We start from the raw sequence: 20,593 nt of genomic DNA on the forward strand, positions 1-20,593 counted from the left end.
CCTTATTCATTCATCAATTCTTTTATTTCCTCGATAAATGGATCCGTATCATTGTTTGTTCCATCGAATGAGCGAATCACTTGACCATTTGGATCCACGAGGAAAAAGCTCGTTGCATGAATGATATCCTCTTGTTCCGGAGCTTTTTCTACAATGGAACGGAACGATTCTTCGGAAAACTGTTTGATTTCTTCAAAACTATATCCGGTTAAAAAGTGCCAGTTCGAGAAATCTGCCCCATAATTTTCACCGTAAATTTTTAATTGTTCCGGATCATCAAACTCAGGGTCCACCGTAAAAGAGACAAACTGAATGTCTAATCCTTCTTCCGCAGCTTTCCCTTGCATATTCAACATATTTGGTGTCATTAAATTACAAACAGTTGGGCAGCGAGTAAATACCATATTTGCAAGCCAATACTTGCCTTTTAAATCTTCATTCGTCACTGTTTCATTGTCTTGATTCGTATAAGAGAACGGTTGAACATACATGTTCGCTTCCGTTACATCCTTACCTGCTTCTTCCTCTGATGCGCCAAGTTGATACATCCAACCGCAACCACTTACCAACGTGATGAAAAAAAGAAATGTCCCTACAAACAAATGACGTCGCATACTTCCCCCTACTTTCTCCATACAATAACAGAACATCTTTTTTAAGAACGACTATTGATCGTGTCGGTTGTCGGAACATCACTAATCGTCACTTCACCGTCTTGTAATTTTTCTTTCGCCATCCATTGTCTAAAGACATATCCAATTGTACTTGTATACGTTAACTCTTGAGCCACTTTCATAATGACTCCTCCAAGCTGCTGATCTGGTTGTGGATCTAAAAATGCAAATCCTCCACCTGCTTCCGCTAATATTTCCGGCGGGAGGGAGCTGCCCGGTGGCAAACAATAAGCCATCACTTGTTGCCATACGGCCGGGTTCATATACGTTTCATACATTGGGTTTCCGGCAAATATAATTAAGGCACAGGCTGGTGTAATCAAAATTCCGTTTCCGAAAATATAGATGATGCGTCGTAATTCCGGCAGTTGAAAGCTGGTTGGAAGTGGCGCTAACATATGCCACCACATTAAAAAAGCTGCCACAAATAGTACCATTAAATAAGCGCTATGACCAAAAGGCGACTGCATTAACGCATCGAATACGCGAGGGATGTGATAAATAGAAAATAATCCATTAAAAAACAACATCGCAAAAATGGGAAACATCACCACTTTGTATGTTCGCGGCGATTTCTTTTCCCACCGATGAATCCATGTTCGAAACACCCATTTCGGTGTTGCTAAAATAAAGAGAGGGACTGAGACAAAATAGGCAAAAATCATCTGGACCATATGTAATGTCATCGAAATATGGCCAGCGACATAAAGTGGACTTCCCCACCCGAGGTAAAGAGCGAGTAATGCCAAACCAAAATACACTTTTTGGCGGAAAGGTACGTCTTCCGCGCCTATAAATTTATGTCGCTGTTTTACGGAAACCCAATAATAAATATATATAACCACAAGTAAGACAATGATTAATTCAGGTGTCCATAACGCACGAAAAGAAAATGTAGAAAAAAACTCTGACATCGATGACACTCCTTTCCATCGTATTCCAAGTTCTATCCTTTCAATTCCACCGAAGCTGAAGTAAAATAGGAAAGGGATAGATTCTTATTATCATCTTATCATAATTTATTCTCAGAACGACCGCAAACAAGCGAAAGATTCCTTGAGAATTATTACAATATGTTGAACAAGAAAGACGAGGTTCTGCCAATGACAAAACATTTAATTGTACTGGATTTAGACGGAACTTTGTTAAAAAATAATAAGACGATTTCCTATCGAACGTTACAGACGCTCCGTCGCTTAAGAGAAAAAGGCCATTTGGTCGCCATTGCCACAGGCCGGTCTTATCGAGCAAGCAAAATGTATTATCAACAACTAGGGCTGGATACTCCCATTGTGAATTTTAACGGTGCTTTCGTTCATCACCCGCTACATTCATTTTTTCCCACGTACCATTCCCCTTTGGATTTAGAAGTGGCGAAAATGATTATTGATACATGCCAACGATTTCAAGTAAATAACATTTTAGCCGAAGTACTTGATGAAATATACGTGCATTCGTATGATGAAACTTTTACCGATCTTTTTGCCGTGAAAATCCGGCCAAATGCTTACGGAAATTTGAAACAGTTATTAACAGAAGACCCTACTTCCCTTTTAGTCTATCCTCAAGAAGAAACCGCAGAACAGTTGAGACAATTGATTTCAGGAAAACACGCGAAATGGGTAGAGCAACGTTCCTGGGGCGCTCCGTACTACATGATCGAAATCATTCGAAGCGGCAACAATAAAGCAAACGGATTACGGAAAGTGGCAAGCTACTGTAATATTGAAATGGAAAACATCATTGCTTTTGGGGACGAAAACAATGATTTAGAAATGTTAGCGGAAGTTGGAGAAGGAGTGGCAATGGCCAACGGTTCCAAAGAAGCAAAACAAGCTGCTGATGCGATCACTTTATCTAATGAAGAAGATGGCGTCGCTGTTTATTTAGAAGAAAAATTCAATTTACCCGCACCTACTACTTAATCCAGTGTCAAAATTAGTAAATGAAAGAAGGAGAAAAAATGAAGATATACGAAATTCCAAAAGATGCGAGTGAAGAATTGCAAAAGAAAGTAGCAGATCTTCTCATGGGACAGATGGAATCCATCGGTCGGGAAAATGCCTATGAATTATTAATGGAATCGATTCGTCTCACCTTAGAACCTCATTCCAGTGCTCATATTTTTGTAGCAGAAGAAAAAGGAGATATTCTCGGTGCCGCCTTTTTAAATATCGGTATCAGTTTGACCCATGGCGGCCGCTACATATGGTTAAACGACTTGTATGTCCATCAAGAACATCGTCAACAAGGGATTGCAAAGAAATTACTTTTAAAAATTATTTATTGGGCAGAACATAACGGAATTAAAGGGATTGAATTAGAAACCGGAATCAGCAATGCAGCCACAAAAGCTCTGTATAACTCCCTCGGCTTTTACGATGTCGTCTCGAAACGATACGGCTTTCGCTTTTAAAAGATACTAGGAATAAAGGAATGAGAGGTACATCAACGACTTAGAAAGGAGGGGGTGAGTGTGCAAGCATCCTCTACTTCTCCTGCGGAACAAACCTTTTCTCTCGGTTTAAAAGAAGGCATATCGGTCGCACTTGGATATTTTCCAGCTGCAGTAACGTTTGGATTTTTGGCACAAACGACAGGACTTACTAGTTTGGAAGCGGTCATGATGAGCTTACTTGTTTTTACGGGAGCAGCGCAATTCATGGCATTAAGTCTTTTATCAATCGGAACCGGTGCGTTAGAAATTATTTTTACGACATTTATTTTAAATATACGTCATTTTTTAATGAGTGCTTCCTTAAATGAAAAAGCAGAACGTGACCACCCTTTAAAAAAAGCAGGGTATGCCTTTGGATTAACGGATGAAGTATTTGCTGTGACGTCCACAAAAGAAGGAACAGTCACCACATCTTATATTTATGGAGTCTTTCTAATCTCTTATGCAAGTTGGGTAATGAACACTGGCGTTGGCTATGCGATCGGGGGATTTTTACCTGAAACAATTCAACAAAGCATGACCTTTGCATTATATGCGCTGTTTATTGCACTGCTTGCTCCTTCTTTAAAAAAACATCGCAAAGTATTTTTTCTCGCTGCAGTAGCGGCCGTGCTCAATAGTCTCTTTTCTTTATTTATGCAAGAAGGATGGTCGATCATTTTAGCGACCCTTCTGTCTGCTTGTGCTATCGAATATATGGAACCTACAAAGAAACAGCCGTCATAAGGAGGAAAAGTCGTGTCCACGGAAATGTTTTTATTAATCATCGGAATGGCCATTGCTACATATATTACGAGAATGCCAGGGCTCGTTTTCTTCAATGGCGTAAACGTGTCCCCTCGCCTTGAAGGTATTTTAAAAAATGTTCCATATGCCGCTCTCGGCGCTTTGATTTTTCCAGGTGCTCTTTTTATTCATGACAATATGTTGTTTGGCATTGTTGGGATTGTCTCCGCCTTTATTATTTCTTTTCTTGGAGGCAGTTTAATCGTGGTGGTACTTGGGTCGATTGCCATTCTTACTTTATTAAGCTTCACTCCTTTTTTTGGATAATTCGTTCATGATAAAAAGAGCTGTCCGGTTTGGGCAGCTCTTTTAATCTTCGGAAGAAGCTTCTCGTTGGCGGATATGTTCTTCATGTTGAAGAAAACGTACGAATGTCTCATATGATTTTGCGGGATACATTTGTAATTGTTTGACATAGCGCAGTTTTGTTTCTTCTGGTAACCGTTCACTATTAGCGACACGTTCTTTCATATAGACGAGGCTTGTATGTCGCATTTCTTTTCCTTTATGAAGGGATTCGCGAAAAAGTGCCATGCCAAAAGCACCTGCCAACGCAAACAAACCGATACCAATTGCCATGTCACTACTAAAAGAAGTCATTACAAACAAAAAATACAACCCGATGAAAGAGAAAGTAATTAACGGGACAGAAAAAGCTCCTAAAAAAATCGTTTTTCTCATTAAAGGAACGAGACGCATATTCAATTTTTCAAATTCCCGTTTAATGTAAAGGGGTTCTTCTCGTTTTGAAGATGTTGGAGTCATATAATTCTCCTCTCTCCTCATATTCATTTAATCATTTTGACGGAATAATCCGTATATCTCTGTCGTATTGACAATGTTCGTAAAAGCTTTCTCATCAATTTCTTGAATCACTTGTTGTAAGGCATACAATTCATAACGAGTTACAACTATCATTAACATTTCTTTATCTGTCGCATCATATCCCCCTTTTGCCGGAATTCTTGTAATTCCCCGGGTGATATGTTGATGGATTGCTTTCCTTAATTCTTCAGGTTTTTTTGTAACAATAAAAGCGGTTAATTTTACGTGACGGGTATGAATCGCATCGATCACACGGGAGCCTACATATAACGACACTAACGTGTAAAGAGCGCTTTCCCAATTAAACACAATGCCAGCCGTTAACACAATGGCCGCATTAAGAATAAAGAAATATTGGCCAACGGGACGGTCACTCATCCGCGCTAACACAAGGGCGATAATATCCAAACCACCGGCAGACGCCCCCCATTTTAACGCAATCGCGGCACCAAATGCAGTAATCACACCGCCAAAAACACCGTTTAAAAGAATATCGCTTGACAATTCATATACTGGAATCACTTCCAAGAAAAATGTCGTTAACGCAACATGCAAAAAACTGTAAAAAGTAAATAATTTTCCTACTTTCACCCAACCTAATATAGCGATGGGGATATTTAGAAGAAAGAGAAAGACACCCGTGGATAGCGGAAAAATAGCGGCTAATATTTGGGCGATACCGGTTGCGCCACTCGAAAATACATTAGCTGGTATTAAAAAGAAATTCAAACCGATAGCTAGAATGAACGCACCAGCGATAATAACACCGACTTTTTGAATTTCTTGAAATATCGTCGTCTGACTTGTAATCACGGGACGCCCCCCTCAATTGTGTTAAATATGTTTCGCGATCCAATCCGCCATTAGAAGCATCGCCTTTCTAGTTACTTTATGACTCGCTTCCTGATCGAGGTGATAAACGAGGGTTTCATCATCGTTCAAACGAGTTCTCGCTTTCAATTGTTGATAAAAGGAAAAGGAATCAATATAAGGCACCACATCGTCTTGACGACCGTGCCAAAAAAAGAGGGGACGATGATTTACTGCTTCAATATGTTGCGACAAATCAAAAGGGATGAGCTGTTTCACTTGGTTTTCTCTTTCTTCTTCTGAAAGCGGTAACGCTCCTTGCTGTTCTAATAGCGTAATTTGGCGCCTCGCAAATGTTTCCCAGGCAGGGTTCCCCATTAAAACAGCCGCTCCTTTCACCCATGGATACTTCACAAGCGTACCGCAAGTAATGATTCCTCCCATCGACGTACCTGCTAAAAAAATGCGACTATTTTGTAACAAATGTCGTTCTTCTAATGAGCGATAAATATCTTCAGTCTCCGCGACACTTTGTAAGACGATGGGCCAAAATTGAAACGTTAATTCTTTTTCCGAAAGACGTTGAGAACGACTTCCGTGGTGATGTGCTTCCGGAAGAATGACCCGTATATTTCGCTTGACTAACTGATAAGCGATATGCAAATTATGCTCCATTCCACTCGTAAAACCGTGCCAAAAAAGAACCGTCGGAAGAGGCTCATTTTCCTTGGCCGATTGAACGATATGTAAAGCGGGAATTCCGCTGAATGTCTCTTCCTTCAGAATGATCATGAAAAAACTCCTTTACATGGAACGACCTCATCTCCATTGTACTGAAATTCCAAGTAATAAGAAAGAAAAGGACATCATGAAAGATCGGTTTTACAATCAGGAGAAAGAGCTGCCATTCTCCAAGATAGAGAGACAACTCTTCTCGATGAGGGACGAATGGATTATCTTTCATTTTTCCCTTTTCAATGATGAATAAACCTACCTATCTTTCATATCCTTCCAATTGTCCTTGCCAAAGAGCAATTCGTTCAATTTCTTGTCCCTCGGCGATAAACCAAATACTTCCCCCCTTCACATGATAAATATAAATGTTTTTCCCATCCACTTCTGCTCTTACAAAATCAGCGCCGTACTGACGAACTGTATCATATAAAGAATCGCCCACACGAATTCCTTTTGAAATTTCATAATCCGAATCACTGACAAATATGTAGGTCAAGCGATTGTCAATGATTTCAAATTGTAATTCAGGAACTTCCCCAGCGCGTGTTTTGCCGAAACGATCAGTATATGTATATTCATTCATTTCTCCATAAAAACCAATGTAATCAGCGGGTTGCCCGTACCCTGTGTTCCAATGGACATCGAAGCGTTCATTTACTTGTTGCAAAGTGTCTCCAACAGATATACCGTGAACGGTTAAAAGCTCTGTCGTTTCTAGATGGAGTCGCCCCGGCTGATCCAACCATTCGGCTCGAATTCCTTCATTTTGTAAATATTTCACACGAACAACCTCGCGCTGATTGATTTGTTCGATGTAGCCTTTTTCTGCGAAATAATCATACGTTGATAACGATATTTTCTCTGCCAGATCGACATCCGTTTTCATTTTTTCATGAAAAGCTGCAATCGCAACCGAGACAGGTACGTAGAGATTGCCACCATGAAAAATAGGTTCTCCGGGATACTTCTGTTCTTGTCCGTCAATATAAATGACATGTTCCGTCGTTTCCCTTTCCTCAGATGAAAACTGTTTTACTTCGATTTCGTCATCAACAGATGTTGCCCCAAAGGAAGGGGTTTGTAATAGAAAAAAGATGAAAATAACAGCCACACTTCCAAATATTTTTTTCACCAAAACGCTCCTCTCCCATTCTGTTTTCTATCATTATTATATCTTAATTTTTTAATACTCGGTGAAAAAATTACTGATAGATTCATGGACAAATAAGTAGGAAAGACGGTGATTTGTTTCCGCGTCACACCGCCCACACTGATGCCAATTACCAAGATGAGACTCCGTGAACTCATTCTTTTCTGTTCTCTTTATCATGATTATTCTCTAGCGGAACAATAAAGGTGTTCGGTCCCGTTAGTTTGCTGCTTCCCCCTTTTGGTTCGACGCTTGCTTTGATGAGCTTCAATTCATTTATCTCCGGTCCTTTAAAAAGTACCCTTGTCACTCCATCCTGAACGGATAACAATTCCCCTTGAATATCGTTGTTTTCATAAATAATCCATAACTGATAATCTTTCTCTTGCAACGGAATGAAGCCGTCCACTTCCAAGAGCATTTCCTCGGTCACATCGTTCATCCATAAATTTCCCCGGATATGGTTGAAATCGGACACAGGGATGACCGCTACTTGCTTCGTCTCGGGATAGAAGCGTAAGTTTTCTTCCTCGATACGATCATTTTGCGCTACTTCCACCGTCGGATGGACATGGGGTTTTGTGTGAAACAATCCGAAAACAAGGAGCGAAGCAGCTATGAAGGCAGAAGCAAAAGCAACCGTTGTTTTTGCTTTTTTCTTCCGTTCTTTCGGTTTCATTGTCGCTGACGCCTGTTTCCATATGTTTTCTTTGAGTTCGGCGGAAGGCTGGAGATTTGTTTCTGTCTCCATGACAATCTGCCATTTAGCTAATTTTTCTCGGCAATGGGGACAAATGGCCAAATGTTTTTTTATGTGCTCCCGCTCTTCCTCTGATTCAATCTTTTCCATCGCCATATCGATGAGTTTCATTTCCGGGATATGTATCACTCTTTCCACCCCCGTTCCGCTTCCATCCATTTTACTAATGATTTTTGTTTCCGTAAGTTTCTTAAACCATAGCGGATGAAAGATTTCACCGAGCCTAACGGTTTTTTCATATGCTTTGTAATTTGCTGGTGGGTTTCCCCTTGAAAGTAGGCACGATATATCGCTTCCCGTTGTTTTTCTGGAAGGTGATTTAGCGCATCGATCAGGACATGTCTTTCCATTTCGTTTAAAAATATTAAATCGAGAGGGCTTTCCTTTTCAGGGACGAGCGCTTCTAATTTATTCATTAAAAGCGGTTTCTTTTTTCTCAGCCGATCTAAAGAGCGACTTTTCGTTTTTACGGCAAGCCATGCTTTCACGCTCCCTTTTTCCGGTTGATATTGAAACGATTTTTGCAATAATTCCAAGAATACTTCCTGACAAACGTCCTCCGCTTCTTCCTTGTTCCCGATAATTTGATAAGCGATATGGAGAATAAAACGAATATATTTTTCATAAAACAGCTCAAAGGACTGTTGAGAGCCTTGTTGGATTTCCTCTAATAAGCGAATATCTTCCAAATTCCCATCCATCGCCATCCCCCCTTTTCTAAAGAAATAGACGCATGACTGGGAAAATAGTTTCACCTCGAAAAAAATTTTCGAAAATAAATCTATTTCCCATGTTGCTTCGTACTATATTCGAAAAAGATAAAGGGGGAATAGGAATGTATAAAAAATTACTAACCACCACTCTTATTTTTCTTTTATCCTTCATGGTGGCAACACCAGCTGTTGCACAAGTTACCTTATATACGCCATACACGGGAATGGCGGTGACACCAGGAGAAACGATCCATTACACCGTCGATGTGATGAATCATGATGCGGGAGTAAAACACGTTACTTTTGACATGCAAGGTTTGCCCGAAGGATGGTCTTATCAAATCACTTCCGGCGGGAATGCTATTAAACAGTTATCCGTTCGCGATGAACAGCAAGTGAACTTGGAAGTCACAGTGCCGTTAGAAATTGAGCAGGACGACTACCGCTTTTCTTTGATTGCAACGGACCAACATGGAGAAAGCGCATCATTGCCGTTTCTTGTGACGCTGACGGAAGAAGGGACCTTTGCGACAGAATGGAATGTCGATCAATCAAATTTACAAGGACAGACGGACTCTTCCTTTTCCTACTCAGCAACACTTCGAAACCGAACGGCAGAAGAACAAAACTATGCCTTAACTGCCAATGCACCAGATGGATGGTCTGTCCAGTTTCAGTCAGGAGGCGATAATGTCACCTCGGTATCGGTGGAACCAAACAGTGAAGCAAATCTTACCATTGACGTCACTCCGCCGGAAAATGCCAGCGCCGATACATACGAAATCGGAGTAACGGCCAATGGTAGCGGAACAAAAGCAGAAACAACACTGGAAGCGGTCATTACCGGTGCTTATGACATGGTATTAACGACACCAAACGGAAATTTACATGCGGACATTACGTCCGGGGGAGATCGGATCATCGATTTGGTCGTGGAAAATACAGGAACCGCCCCACTTACTAATGTGGAATTATCCGCACAAACTCCACCAGATTGGGAAACGGATTTCGACAAAAACACCATTCCGGAAATTAAACCGGGGGAATCTGCCACCGTCAAAGCGACGTTAAAAGCGTCCGATGAAGCCATTGCAGGAGACTATGTAACAACCTTTACCGCCTCGGCATCAGAAACCAGTGCCGAAGCAGATTTCCGCATTTCTGTGGAAACATCCACTTTATGGGGAATTGTCGGGATTGCAATAATTTTAGCCGTCGTTTGGGGACTGTATTACATCATTAAAAAATACGGGAGGAGGTAGATCATGGCTCCACTGATTCAATTGGACGGCGTTAGCAAAAAATACGATGACCAGTATGCAGTGAAAAATCTATCCCTTTCCATCGAAAAAGGAGAAATTTTTGGCTTACTCGGTCCCAACGGAGCGGGAAAAACGACGACAATATTAATGATGCTTGGCTTGAGTGAACCGACTTCAGGCAAGATAAAAGTATGCGGCATCGATTCCGTACGCAAGCCGATTGAAGTGAAAAAACGAGTCGGGTATTTGCCGGATAATCTCGGCTTCTACCAACAGATGACGGGAATGGAAAACTTAATTTACACGGCAGAATTAAATCAAATCCCCCGAAAAGAGGCGGAAAAACGAGCAAACTATTTGCTGGAAAAGGTGAACCTCGCCCACGCCGCCGATAAAAAGACAGGGAAATATTCCCGAGGGATGAAGCAACGACTAGGCCTTGCCGACGTGTTAATGAAAAATCCCGAAGTCATCATTTTAGATGAACCGACGTTGGGGATTGATCCAGAAGGTGTACGAGAACTGCTAGCACTTATAAAATCGCTAAGCGTGGAAGAAAAAATTACCGTGCTCCTATCGTCCCATCATCTCCATCAAGTGCAGCAAATTTGTGACCGAGTCGGTATTTTCGTCCAAGGAGAACTGTTGGCGGAAGGAACGATCGATCATTTGGCAAAACAGTTGTTTCAAGAAGATTCCTTTCTTGTTCGGGTGAAAGCCTCCCCGATTAGCGAAACGTTGCTTTCTGAACTGGAAAAGTTGGAGTCTGTGACAAATGTAAAGAAAACGATGAATGGATTAGAAATTTATAGCTCGGAAAACATGGCAGCGACAATCAGCCGACTGATTGTAAATCACGGAGCAGACTTGTATCAGATCAACAACGAACATTACGGATTAGACGAGATCTACCATCGCTATTTTGAAGGGCGTGATCACGTTGAATCTCGCTAGTATTCGCGAAAAAGTGAAAATGATCCCGAAAAAAACAGAGGAAGCAGCGAGAGAAAAAGGAATTCCGACCGCCTTTTTCGTTCTCGTGCGGAAGGAATTCACCGACTATATCCGTAGCTGGAGAATTATCATTTTGCTTGCTATTATTTTGCTCGCTTGTTTCGGATCCCTTTATACGGCAATGACAACCATTTCTGAAGCCATTGACAATAGTGAGGCCGAGGAACTTGGTAATAACCTCTATTTATTCCTTCAATTGTTTACTGTATCCGACGGCACTTTGCCATCTTTTATTACCTTTGTTGGTTTTCTCGGACCACTTTTTGGTATTGCCCTTGGCTTTGATGCCATTAATTCAGAACGGAATAGAGGCACGTTAAGCCGACTCATGTCTCAACCGATTCCGCGCGATGATGTCATCAATGCTAAATTTGTAGCATCGCTATTACTCAATGTCGTGCTATTCTTTTCGTTAGGATTTATCGTGATGGGGCTCGGTATTCTGTTGCTTGGAATTCCACCGACCGTGGAAGAATTTTTGCGTATTTTTTATTTTTTGATCGTTTGTATCGTCTATATCGCCTTTTGGCTTAATTTAGGGGTTCTTTTTTCCGTCGTGTTCAAAAACGCTGCTACATCCGCATTATCAAGCATTGCCATCTGGCTTTTCTTTCAAATATTTTATGGAATGATCATCCAGCTTCTCTCTCGACCAATTTTAAATCCGGAGACAATTACCGATATCTCCGATGCGATTAGCCGGCAAGGAGTCGTTATTAATTTAATGCGGCTTTCACCAAGCTATTTATTTGAAGAGTCAACGACCATTCTGCTTTCTCCAAGTACCCGTAGCCTCGGGCCTTTAACGGTGGAACAGGCAACCGGTGCGGTGGCAGGACCGCTTCCTTTAAGCCAAAGTCTGTTGCTCATCTGGCCGCAACTCACCGGGTTAATTGCCGCAACCCTCGTTTGTTTTGCTATCGCATATATCATTTTTATGCGTCAAGAAATTCGTTCGAATTAAGAGAAATGACTCTGTGATGATGTCATTGCTAGACTTGTCCCACCTACTTTTTGATTAGAGGATGTTTTGAATCATTGTCCATCACCATTTTCTTCTGACTACGTCAAAAAGAAAACAAAACATTTTGACGGTTAGCGTCTTTTTTCATGGAACTGTCGGTGCAGTTCACGAACTTGTTCTGCAAGCTCAGGTACAGGCCCATCCACTACGGTATCACGAATCACTTCTTGAATAGGAAGATTCCGAACACGGGATGGCGAGAGTCCCATCTCGTTCATCCATTGGGCTAGCTGTACAGATGAGCTTGCATACACAATCCGCCCTAAACCAACCCACCCATGAGCGGCAGCACACATCGGACAATGTTCACCGGAAGTATAGACTGTCGCTTTCCTTCTTTCTTCACGTGTCATGTGAGCCGCTGCCCAACGTGCGATAGCAAATTCCGGGTGTCTTGTATCGTCACCACATGCAACGTGGTTATGGTCTTCAAATAGTACTTCCCCATCTGCTGAAACAAGGACAGAGCCAAATGGCTCGTCACCTTTCTCCAGCGCCGTTTTTGCTAACTCAACACAACGTCGAAGGTGCTTCAAATCCGTTTCATTAATCATCTTGGAAACCTCCTCCTCATGAATGATCTGTTTTCAAAAGAATAACGGTATGTAAAGTTATTTAAACTATACCATATTGCATTTTCTAGGAATGGCTCTTTGATGCATCGGAAAAAAGCAAAAACAGGAGATGTTTCTTTTCCCCTGTTTTACGAGCTTTTACCAATGAGAAGCCGAGCGATCACAAGTACGATCGCGACAATGAATAAAGTATGTATTAAACCACCTGCGATTCCAAAGAAAAAGCCAATTGCCCACAGGATGAATAAAATGATAGCGAGCCTCGTGAGCATGTTTTCCTCCTCCTTTACCCATGATAAAGAGAACAGGCGCAACCTGTTCTCTTTATTTGCGATATAAATCCTTTGCGTCTTGTACTAATTTCTCCATCCCTGTTTCTACTTCACTATCCCAAGCAAGCATACCGCCGGCAAAGTTTTTGACATGTTGAATGCCGTGATCTTTGAAGTATAGGGCAGTATGTTGGCTGCGATTGCCACTACGACACACTAAAATGTAATTTTTCTCTTTATCTATCTCATCAATTAATTCCGGGACTTCTCGCATCGGTAAAAGCGGCACTCCTGGAATATGCCCTTCCGTATATTCCGAAGGTTCTCTCACATCAATCACGATTGTTGCATCGGATTCATCTTTTAAAATATTTTTTAATTCTTCCACGTTAATCTGTTCCACACCTTCCCGTTCATACGCCATCATTCAAAACCCCTTTTTCTGTTAGTTTTCCTTTGGACTGTTCCTTAATTTTAGCAAGCGATACGAGTGACTGACAACTACTTTTAATACGGCATAAGTCGGCACTGCTAACAAGAGGCCTAGAAGACCTGCGAACCGACCGGCGACAACGAGTAGTAATATAATCGTTAAAGGATGAATATCCAATTTTCTTCCCATGACTTGCGGGGAAATGAAGTTACTTTCAATTTGTTGCACAATGACAACTACAATCACGACTAAAAGAGCCATAAAAGGAGAATCGAGTAAACCAACAATCACCCCTGGAAACGTTCCAATCCACGGTCCCACAAATGGAATCACGTTTGTAAACATAGCAATTGCCGCTAATAGCAAAGGATAATCTAAGTCGATAATCACATATCCAATAAAAACGCACACACCGACGAAAAAACTGACGATTAATTGACCTTGGATATAAGAACTAAGCGCTTCATTCATGTCAGCCAATATTTTACGCCCTTCTTTTTCTTGCTTCGCAGGAAGGAGTCGCAAAATAAATTCCGGAGCTTTTTCCCCTTCTTTTAACATGTAAAAGAGGATAAACGGAATGATAATAATAATAATAAACACATTTGTAATCATACCGACCACGTTGGCGATATTGCTTCCAATCCCAGAGAGTACCTCATTTAAATACTGTGTCGCATTTCTCGTCCACTCATTCCAATCTAATCCTTCCATTTCTTCAATAAAGCGATTAAACCATTCTTGGTTTTGTAGTGAAGTTAACAGATGACGCGTTTCATTCACAATCCCTGGTATACTATCTACTAAACTCATGAATTGCCGTTGTAGTGGTGGTCCAATCAGTATCATCAGTAAAACAAAAAGTCCTGCGGCAATGAGATAAAGTAACAGAATGGCAAGACCTCTTGGTAATTTCAAATATTTTGTCATTAATTTAACTACTGGATTAAATAAGTAGAAAAGAACTCCTGCAATGACAATCGGAGCGAAAAGGGATGAGACGAGTACGACAATCGGTGCAAAAATAAAATCAACGAGCGTTCCTAAATAAATAATGAGTAACACGAGAATGAGCCCATAACAAATACGAAAAAATTTTCCTTGAGGCATTTGATCACCACGTCTATCCAACATTTTCATTTTATTATATCACATCGTTTGATTTCACATATGTCATTTTCGTCGACATAGTGAAAAACAAAACCATCTTAATAGGACAATGATTGACAAAAAGCGCATGACACCAATACTTTTTTGTTTTGACAATAGTATTCTTTTCTGGTTAAATATAACTGAACTATGAGAATTAACTAATAAATAAAGGGGGCAATGAAATGAAGAAAAAATGGTTATTTATCCTTGCCATGCTATTTACCTTTGGACTTCTTTTAGCTGCATGTGGTGGCGGTGATGGCGATGAGGGTGCTGACACCGGAGAAGACACCACACCACAAGAGGATGCAGGAGGAGATTCTGACCAAGAAGGTGTTGCTGGTGAAGGGATGCTAGAATTACAACTTGGTACCGGTTCCACTGGAGGTACATATTATCCTCTAGGTCAGGAAATTGCGAACACATTGAACGCAAATGTAGACATTGAAGGTTTTGACGTGAGTGCGGTTTCATCCGATGCGTCTGTCGACAACTTAGCACAAATCTTCCGCGGTGAAATGCAACTTGGTATGGCCGTACACATTACTGCTCTCGAAGCATTGGAAGGTGCGGGAGATTTTAGCGGTCAAGTCATTGATAACTTTGGCTTTATGGGGCATATTTATCCAGAAGTGATGCAAATAGTAACGACAGCAGACACAGGAATTACTTCCATTGAAGAATTAGAAGGAAAACGCGTGAACCTCGGTCCTCCAGGAAGCGCTACAAACTCTGCAGCGAGATTGATTTTAGAAGCGCATGGTCTTGAAGATGGAGACTACGAAGCATTTGAAGAAGGATTTGGCGATGCAGCATCTCGACTCCAAGATGGTAACTTAGACGCAAACTTCGGACTTCTTGGTCTTCCTGCCGGTAATATTGAAGAACTTGCGACTCAAAGAGATGTTGTATTCTTGCCAATCGAAGGGGAAGCGCTTGAATACGTTCAAGAAAACAGTGATTACGGTCACATCGAAATTGAACCAGGTACCTATAGTTTCCTTGAAGAACCTGTAAGTACCGTCACTGCTTATGCAATTCTAGTCGGATCCCTCGATCAAGTAGATGAAGATACCGCTTATGAAATTACGAAACAACTATATGAAAATTCCGATAGCATTACCCATGAACAAGGTCAATTTATGACATTAGAAAACGTCTTAAACGGTTCGGAAGGAATTCCATTCCATCCAGGTTCGGAGCGCTACTTTGAAGAGCAAGGTCTTTTAAACGGCAATGGCGCGGATACAGAAACTGCGGATGAAGAAGAAACAGAAGAAGAAACGGACACTGAAACCGAAGAATAATTCGTATGAAAATACCGGGACTGGCACATACGCCGGTGTCGGTATTTTTTCGTTTTCACAAGACTTTTCTGAATGCTCTGTAATATAATAGAGATATAGAAATAAGACAAAACATCATTTTTTTGTTATGATAGTCTCGGTCATTTTCCCGTCCATTCCTCCTTTAGATTTTTGAATACATGATAAGGTGGTGACTATCTATGGAGAAAAACAATCCAGCAGATGAAAACCTTACGAATGAAGAAATCATTAAAAAGTACGACAAAGAATCGAATTACCGGACGAACTTAGGAAAGTGGGCATTTTTAGTGACTGTTATTGGGATTGCGCTCACCGTGTTCCATTTATTAACGGCAAGCAACCCTTATCGATCTGTGATTCAAGGGGCAATTCACCTAGCCGGGGGGTTATCTCTCATTTACTTACTTTACCCTTTTAAAAAATCAATGACCGGTCGACGAGGAATTCCATGGTACGACATTGTTTTGGCCTTTCTCGCGTTGTTCTCAAATTTTTACATTGTCGTTAATTACGACTCCTTGTTCCGTGGTTCCGTCGTTCTCGGCTATACGACATTTGATAAATTGGTGGCCGGGGTATTTATTATCCTCTTACTGGAGGCGACAAGAAGAGCCGTAGGGACACCAATTGTTGTCATCGCGCTATTCGCAATGGCGTACGGTTTATGGGGAAATCAAATTCCATTGTTTGGTCACGCTGGTTTTGATCTCGATCAATTGATTACACGACTCGTCTATTCCAGTGAAGCAATATTTGGTACTCCAATTCAAATTTCATCCACATACATTTTCTTGTTTTTGTTCTTTGGTGTGATGCTTGTAAGGACGAATATAGGTCACTTTTTCAATGACCTTGCCTTCGGATTAACCGGACGCTTTACCGGTGGAACAGCAAAAGCAGCAGTTGTTGCTTCCGGTTTACAAGGAATGGTAACAGGAAGCTCGGTTGCCAACACGGTCAGTTCCGGTTCCTTTACTATTCCAATGATGAAACGAGCTGGTTTTAAACCGGAGTTCGCAGGAGCAACGGAAGCAGCTGCTTCTACGGGCGGACAAATTATGCCACCGATTATGGGTGCTGCTGCATTTATCATGATTGAAACAATCGGCGTTCCATATAATGAAATCATTCTCGTTGCAATCATTCCAGCACTATTATATTTTTCCGGTGTTTTCCTTGGAACTCATTTTGAAGCCCGCAAGCAAAAAATTTATGGTCTACCAAAAGATCAATTGCCACAATGGAAAAAGTTGTTGAAGCGGATTGATTTATTGTTACCTCTTGTTGCTATTTTATTTATGCTATATAGCGGATATACGCCAACGACCGCGGCATTATGGGGAATTTTCGCTGCTTTTGTCATTAGCTTCTTTAGAAAAGACACGCGTCTATCCATTAAAGGAATGTTACAAACGTTAGAACAAGGTGCTCGCATCGCCTTACCGGTAATCGCTGCCTGCGCGACTGCTGGTATTATTGTTGGTATTGTCGTGTTTACCGGACTCGGAGGAAAAATCGCTAGTGGGATTATTCAACTTGCAGGCGGTAATTTCTTCTTAGTGCTCTTTTTCACAATGATTGCGTGCATCATTCTCGGTATGGGGTTACCAACAACCGCGAACTATGTGGTGACAGCTTCTCTTGCAGCTCCTGCCATTATTGAATTTGGCGTTCCAGTCATCGCTGCACACTTTTTCGTCTTTTACTTTGGCATTGTTGCAGATATTACTCCGCCAGTGTGTCTCGCCGCTTATGCCGGTGCCGGCATTGCCCGTGGAAGACCGATGAAAACCGGAGTCACGGCAGTTCAGCTAGCCATTGCAGCGTTCGTCATTCCATATATATTTGCAAGTAATCCTGTTCTTCTCCTACAAGATACAACAGCAGGCACATTAATACCTGCAATCATTACAGCACTGCTTGGAATGACAGCCATTAGCGCAGGAATGATTAACTATTTCGTTGTAAAAAATACAATCATTGAACGAATCTTGCTTTTCGGAGGAGGTGTTTTGCTCCTGATTCCGGATATCTTCATTTCTGTCGGTGGACTCGTTGTTTGTGCGCTCGTTTACGTGTTACAAAAAGTACGTGAAAAAAAAGAGTCGAATCATAACATGCCAGCCACCGAATCTTAAAGAATATGTAGGTAGCCGATTCTGCTTAAAAGAATCGGCTCCTTTTTGTTTAATCATGAAACACGTCAAAAGTTTCCCATAACTCTTCTAATTGTTGTAAACGTGTCTCTACCTTATCGTGTTCTAACCGAGTCACTGCGGTGATTAACGCACTGACGATACTTAAAGGTGCCGAAAATGAGTTTATAAATGAGTTGATTTCTGTCACGGCAAGTAACTTTCGATCTCCGTAAGCCACCAATGGAGACATCAGATGGTCGGTAATGACAAGCGTCTTAGCTCCTTGTTGTTTGGCATACTTTAACACTTCCACTGTTCGTTTCGTGTACCGAGAAAAACCAAATCCGATCACTAAATCATCTTTTGTAATATCTAATAAATGTTCCGACACCCCGTCTGCTTCCCGAATCATTTCTGTGTTTTGTAACACTAAATCGAGATAAAATTCCAAAAAAGAGCCTACACTGACCGCACTGCGATAAGCAATGATGTAAATGCGATTGGCTTGCACGATATCTTTTACTGCCCCTTCAAACTCTTTCGCATTCACTTGTTGAATTGTTTCTTTTAAGTTTTGGACATCATCCATCAACACTTCCGTAATGGCGTTTTCCGGCGCGTCTTCTTTGTCTGTGGTCCGTACAAACACTTCGGCAGAGGTCCATTTCCGCTTTAATGCTTCTTGTAAATGTCGCTGTAAATCCGGATAGCCTTCGTAGTCTAAAAACATGGCAAAACGAATGACCGTTGCTTCGCCAACTCCTGCATTTTTTGCTAATTTGGAAGCGGTCAAGAAAGGAGCTGTTTCCGGATTGTTAATGATGTAATTTGCAATTTTCTTTTGCGACTTGCTCATCTCATCTTGAAGTGCAATCATTCGTTTGTAAACATCACTTTCTAACATGGCAATCCTCATTTCTACATTTGTACTTTAGAAACGAGAACCTCCATACACTTCTTTGATGGCTTCTTCATATGCTGTAAGGGTGGTACGAATATCTTCTTCCGTGTGAGCGGTTGATACACTGTAACGATTCAATGGCTTCAAGTAAATGCCCCTTTTTAACAGTGCGAAATCTATTTCTTTTCTCGTCGCTAAATCGGATTTTTGGAGGTCTCGATAGTTTCGTATTTTTCCCTTTGGTGATAATACTACACTAAAGATAGACCCCATGCCAATCACTTTACCATTTACTTGATAGCGATCGAATATCTCTTGAATCCCTTGTTTTAGTTGGTTGGTCCGTTGTAATAAAACATCCATTTCTTTTTCTAAAATATCTAACACAGCCATTCCTGCTGCTAATATCATCGGGTGTCCGTTATACGTTCCGCTATGAAATAAGACATCTTGAGCCGTTTTGTTTTTACTTTGGCTCGCATCAAATACGTCGGAACCATGGCTCGGTGCACTTTGCATTAAAATATCTCTTTTTCCACCGACAACTCCGAATGGAAATCCTCCTCCAACCGCTTTTCCAAGGGCTGTTAAATCCGGTGTCACCCCGTAAATACTTTGCACTCCTCCGAGGCAAGTACGATAACCCGTTTTCACTTCATCAAAAATAAGTACCATATTTAATTCTTTCGTGATTTGTCGTAAACCTTTCATGAAGGACAGATCTGGCGGAATAAAGCCAGATTGAATCGGTTCAATCATCACCGCGCCTATTTCATCACGATGTTCCGTCAAAATCCGCTCACATGCTTTTAAATCGTTAAAAGGAAGAACGACTGTATTTCTTAAATGAGAAGGATGGATCCCTTTCGATTCGGGTAATGAGTTTGGTTCTCTCTCTTCCCCGGCTTCTTTCATAGATGGACTAACACTGACGAGCATCTGGTCATATCCTCCGTGATAATGCCCTTCAAACTTTGCCACTTTATGCTTTCCGGTGTAAGCAGCTGCCATACGCAATGCAAGCAATGTTGCTTCTGTTCCGGAATTGGTATAACGAAGAAGCTCCATACTTGGAAAATGAGTTTGAATTCTTTTTCCCATTTCTATTTCTAAAGCGTGCGGAGTACCGAATAACCAGGTTCCATGATTTTCTATATACTCCGTCATCGCTTTTTTCACTCTTTCATCACCATGACCGGTAACAAGTGCCCCATATCCCATGACATAATCAATATATTCTCGGTCATCCATGTCAATTACTTTCGATCCTCTTGCTTCTTTCATGGCTAGCGGATGAGGATCAAAATATTTGATGTTTGCCGTGACACCTCCAGGCATTACAGCATTCGCTGCTTCCATAAAATTTTTGGAACGGATGGAGTCCTTTTGGTAATCCAACATCGGATGACTCGACTTTTTAATTGCCATCTTTTTGTTCATTCTCCTTTTTGTTATGAAGTAAAAACTTCATTTTTATATTATATGATTTATTGATTTCATTATACTCATTTATAGTCTCATTGTGAAGGGATAATTTCATTATTTTTTTATTTTGAAATTTTTCATTCCAAATGTATGTCGTT

General features: G+C 41.1%; 23 protein-coding genes. 9 read left to right on the top strand and 14 right to left on the bottom strand.

Annotated features, from left to right (window positions below; translation table 11 throughout):
* Positions 1–2 precede the first annotated feature (2 nt).
* Both GJS40_RS03805 and ctaG read right to left on the bottom strand, forming a co-directional pair.
* Positions 3–614: an SCO family protein gene (locus GJS40_RS03805; protein WP_270896264.1), complete on the bottom strand. Its 612-nt coding sequence runs from the start codon at positions 612–614 to the stop codon at positions 3–5.
* A gap of 41 nt (positions 615–655) precedes the next feature.
* Positions 656–1,588 carry a cytochrome c oxidase assembly factor CtaG gene (ctaG, locus tag GJS40_RS03810; protein ID WP_270896266.1) on the bottom strand — a complete coding sequence of 311 codons (933 nt, stop codon included), beginning with the start codon at positions 1,586–1,588 and terminating at the stop codon, positions 656–658.
* Positions 1,589–1,777: 189 nt separating this feature from the next.
* Between ctaG and GJS40_RS03815 the strand changes: the two genes are divergently transcribed.
* From GJS40_RS03815 to GJS40_RS03830, 4 genes are read left to right on the top strand one after another with little or no spacing between them, the layout of a single operon-like run.
* On the top strand, positions 1,778–2,599 hold the full coding sequence (locus GJS40_RS03815) for a Cof-type HAD-IIB family hydrolase (protein WP_270896268.1): 822 nt from the start codon (positions 1,778–1,780) through the stop codon (positions 2,597–2,599).
* Positions 2,600–2,637: 38 nt separating this feature from the next.
* The gene (locus tag GJS40_RS03820; RefSeq protein ID WP_270896269.1) at positions 2,638–3,090 is read left to right on the top strand and encodes a GNAT family N-acetyltransferase; all 453 of its coding nucleotides are present in this window, start codon (positions 2,638–2,640) and stop codon (positions 3,088–3,090) included.
* A 60-nt stretch (positions 3,091–3,150) separates the two neighbouring features.
* Positions 3,151–3,858: an AzlC family ABC transporter permease gene (locus GJS40_RS03825; protein ID WP_270896270.1), complete on the top strand. Its 708-nt coding sequence runs from the start codon at positions 3,151–3,153 to the stop codon at positions 3,856–3,858.
* Positions 3,859–3,870: 12 nt separating this feature from the next.
* Positions 3,871–4,185 (top strand): AzlD domain-containing protein, encoded by a 315-nt coding sequence (locus GJS40_RS03830; protein WP_270896272.1) that lies wholly within the window; start codon positions 3,871–3,873, stop codon positions 4,183–4,185.
* A gap of 42 nt (positions 4,186–4,227) precedes the next feature.
* On the opposite strand, the gene GJS40_RS03835 is transcribed toward GJS40_RS03830, so the two are convergent.
* From GJS40_RS03835 to GJS40_RS03860, 6 genes are all read right to left on the bottom strand, one after another.
* Entirely contained in the window at positions 4,228–4,683 is a 456-nt protein-coding gene (locus GJS40_RS03835) for a DUF5392 family protein (protein ID WP_270896274.1), read from the bottom strand.
* Positions 4,684–4,710: 27 nt separating this feature from the next.
* On the bottom strand, positions 4,711–5,556 hold the full coding sequence (locus GJS40_RS03840) for a YitT family protein (protein ID WP_270896276.1): 846 nt from the start codon (positions 5,554–5,556) through the stop codon (positions 4,711–4,713).
* Between the two features lie 21 nt (positions 5,557–5,577).
* Complete coding sequence (locus GJS40_RS03845) at positions 5,578–6,345, bottom strand: serine aminopeptidase domain-containing protein (RefSeq protein ID WP_270896278.1); 768 nt, start codon at positions 6,343–6,345, stop codon at positions 5,578–5,580.
* 202 nt (positions 6,346–6,547) lie between these two features.
* Entirely contained in the window at positions 6,548–7,420 is an 873-nt protein-coding gene (locus GJS40_RS03850; RefSeq protein ID WP_270896280.1) for a hypothetical protein, read from the bottom strand.
* A 172-nt stretch (positions 7,421–7,592) separates the two neighbouring features.
* Positions 7,593–8,327 carry an anti-sigma factor gene (locus GJS40_RS03855; protein WP_270896282.1) on the bottom strand — a complete coding sequence of 245 codons (735 nt, stop codon included), beginning with the start codon at positions 8,325–8,327 and terminating at the stop codon, positions 7,593–7,595.
* On the bottom strand, positions 8,324–8,899 hold the full coding sequence (locus tag GJS40_RS03860; RefSeq protein ID WP_270896283.1) for an RNA polymerase sigma factor: 576 nt from the start codon (positions 8,897–8,899) through the stop codon (positions 8,324–8,326). Before GJS40_RS03860 ends, GJS40_RS03855 begins: the two co-directional genes overlap by 4 nt.
* A 134-nt stretch (positions 8,900–9,033) precedes the next feature.
* Here GJS40_RS03860 and GJS40_RS03865 point away from each other — a divergent pair, with 134 nt between their 5' ends.
* From GJS40_RS03865 to GJS40_RS03875, 3 genes are read left to right on the top strand one after another with little or no spacing between them, the layout of a single operon-like run.
* Positions 9,034–10,173, top strand: coding sequence for a COG1470 family protein (locus tag GJS40_RS03865; RefSeq protein WP_270896285.1), 1,140 nt, complete (start codon positions 9,034–9,036; stop codon positions 10,171–10,173).
* Positions 10,174–11,127, top strand: a complete 954-nt coding sequence (locus GJS40_RS03870) for an ABC transporter ATP-binding protein (protein WP_270896449.1) — start codon at positions 10,174–10,176, stop codon at positions 11,125–11,127.
* Positions 11,128–11,146: 19 nt separating this feature from the next.
* Positions 11,147–12,151 (top strand): ABC transporter permease, encoded by a 1,005-nt coding sequence (locus GJS40_RS03875; RefSeq protein WP_270896450.1) that lies wholly within the window; start codon positions 11,147–11,149, stop codon positions 12,149–12,151.
* A gap of 131 nt (positions 12,152–12,282) precedes the next feature.
* On the opposite strand, the gene GJS40_RS03880 is transcribed toward GJS40_RS03875, so the two are convergent.
* From GJS40_RS03880 to GJS40_RS03895, 4 genes are all read right to left on the bottom strand, one after another.
* The gene (locus GJS40_RS03880) at positions 12,283–12,765 is read right to left on the bottom strand and encodes a nucleoside deaminase (RefSeq protein ID WP_270896287.1); all 483 of its coding nucleotides are present in this window, start codon (positions 12,763–12,765) and stop codon (positions 12,283–12,285) included.
* A gap of 149 nt (positions 12,766–12,914) precedes the next feature.
* Positions 12,915–13,058, bottom strand: coding sequence for a lmo0937 family membrane protein (locus GJS40_RS03885; RefSeq protein WP_270896289.1), 144 nt, complete (start codon positions 13,056–13,058; stop codon positions 12,915–12,917).
* Between the two features lie 52 nt (positions 13,059–13,110).
* On the bottom strand, positions 13,111–13,482 hold the full coding sequence (locus GJS40_RS03890; protein ID WP_270896291.1) for a rhodanese-like domain-containing protein: 372 nt from the start codon (positions 13,480–13,482) through the stop codon (positions 13,111–13,113).
* A gap of 21 nt (positions 13,483–13,503) precedes the next feature.
* On the bottom strand, positions 13,504–14,601 hold the full coding sequence (locus tag GJS40_RS03895; RefSeq protein WP_270896293.1) for an AI-2E family transporter: 1,098 nt from the start codon (positions 14,599–14,601) through the stop codon (positions 13,504–13,506).
* 224 nt (positions 14,602–14,825) lie between these two features.
* Between GJS40_RS03895 and GJS40_RS03900 the strand changes: the two genes are divergently transcribed.
* On the top strand, positions 14,826–15,950 hold the full coding sequence (locus tag GJS40_RS03900; RefSeq protein WP_270896295.1) for a TAXI family TRAP transporter solute-binding subunit: 1,125 nt from the start codon (positions 14,826–14,828) through the stop codon (positions 15,948–15,950).
* 200 nt (positions 15,951–16,150) lie between these two features.
* On the top strand, positions 16,151–18,109 hold the full coding sequence (locus GJS40_RS03905; RefSeq protein ID WP_270896297.1) for a TRAP transporter permease: 1,959 nt from the start codon (positions 16,151–16,153) through the stop codon (positions 18,107–18,109).
* Positions 18,110–18,158: 49 nt separating this feature from the next.
* Here GJS40_RS03905 and GJS40_RS03910 read toward each other — a convergent pair whose 3' ends face one another.
* Positions 18,159–19,013, bottom strand: a complete 855-nt coding sequence (locus tag GJS40_RS03910) for a MurR/RpiR family transcriptional regulator (RefSeq protein ID WP_270896298.1) — start codon at positions 19,011–19,013, stop codon at positions 18,159–18,161.
* Positions 19,014–19,040: 27 nt separating this feature from the next.
* Positions 19,041–20,438 (bottom strand): aspartate aminotransferase family protein, encoded by a 1,398-nt coding sequence (locus GJS40_RS03915; RefSeq protein WP_270896300.1) that lies wholly within the window; start codon positions 20,436–20,438, stop codon positions 19,041–19,043.
* Between the last annotated feature and the right edge of the window lie 155 nt (positions 20,439–20,593).

The sequence above is a fragment of the Aliibacillus thermotolerans genome (assembly GCF_027853235.1).
GTDB classification, from domain to species: domain Bacteria; phylum Bacillota; class Bacilli; order Bacillales; family Marinococcaceae; genus Aliibacillus; species Aliibacillus thermotolerans.

What these genes read in the sequence shown, in the direction of transcription:
- GJS40_RS03805 (WP_270896264.1), bottom strand. Translation starts at nt 614, where the DNA reads ATGCGACGTCATTTGTTTGTAGGGACATTTCTTTTTTTCATCACGTTG.
- ctaG (WP_270896266.1), bottom strand. Translation starts at nt 1,588, where the DNA reads ATGTCAGAGTTTTTTTCTACATTTTCTTTTCGTGCGTTATGGACACCT.
- GJS40_RS03815 (WP_270896268.1), top strand. Translation starts at nt 1,778, where the DNA reads ATGACAAAACATTTAATTGTACTGGATTTAGACGGAACTTTGTTAAAA.
- GJS40_RS03820 (WP_270896269.1), top strand. Translation starts at nt 2,638, where the DNA reads ATGAAGATATACGAAATTCCAAAAGATGCGAGTGAAGAATTGCAAAAG.
- GJS40_RS03835 (WP_270896274.1), bottom strand. Translation starts at nt 4,683, where the DNA reads ATGACTCCAACATCTTCAAAACGAGAAGAACCCCTTTACATTAAACGG.
- GJS40_RS03845 (WP_270896278.1), bottom strand. Translation starts at nt 6,345, where the DNA reads ATGATCATTCTGAAGGAAGAGACATTCAGCGGAATTCCCGCTTTACAT.
- GJS40_RS03860 (WP_270896283.1), bottom strand. Translation starts at nt 8,899, where the DNA reads ATGGATGGGAATTTGGAAGATATTCGCTTATTAGAGGAAATCCAACAA.
- GJS40_RS03865 (WP_270896285.1), top strand. Translation starts at nt 9,034, where the DNA reads ATGTATAAAAAATTACTAACCACCACTCTTATTTTTCTTTTATCCTTC.
- GJS40_RS03875 (WP_270896450.1), top strand. Translation starts at nt 11,147, where the DNA reads ATGATCCCGAAAAAAACAGAGGAAGCAGCGAGAGAAAAAGGAATTCCG.
- GJS40_RS03880 (WP_270896287.1), bottom strand. Translation starts at nt 12,765, where the DNA reads ATGATTAATGAAACGGATTTGAAGCACCTTCGACGTTGTGTTGAGTTA.
- GJS40_RS03885 (WP_270896289.1), bottom strand. Translation starts at nt 13,058, where the DNA reads ATGCTCACGAGGCTCGCTATCATTTTATTCATCCTGTGGGCAATTGGC.
- GJS40_RS03890 (WP_270896291.1), bottom strand. Translation starts at nt 13,482, where the DNA reads ATGGCGTATGAACGGGAAGGTGTGGAACAGATTAACGTGGAAGAATTA.
- GJS40_RS03895 (WP_270896293.1), bottom strand. Translation starts at nt 14,601, where the DNA reads ATGCCTCAAGGAAAATTTTTTCGTATTTGTTATGGGCTCATTCTCGTG.
- GJS40_RS03900 (WP_270896295.1), top strand. Translation starts at nt 14,826, where the DNA reads ATGAAGAAAAAATGGTTATTTATCCTTGCCATGCTATTTACCTTTGGA.
- GJS40_RS03905 (WP_270896297.1), top strand. Translation starts at nt 16,151, where the DNA reads ATGGAGAAAAACAATCCAGCAGATGAAAACCTTACGAATGAAGAAATC.
- GJS40_RS03910 (WP_270896298.1), bottom strand. Translation starts at nt 19,013, where the DNA reads ATGTTAGAAAGTGATGTTTACAAACGAATGATTGCACTTCAAGATGAG.
- GJS40_RS03915 (WP_270896300.1), bottom strand. Translation starts at nt 20,438, where the DNA reads ATGGCAATTAAAAAGTCGAGTCATCCGATGTTGGATTACCAAAAGGAC.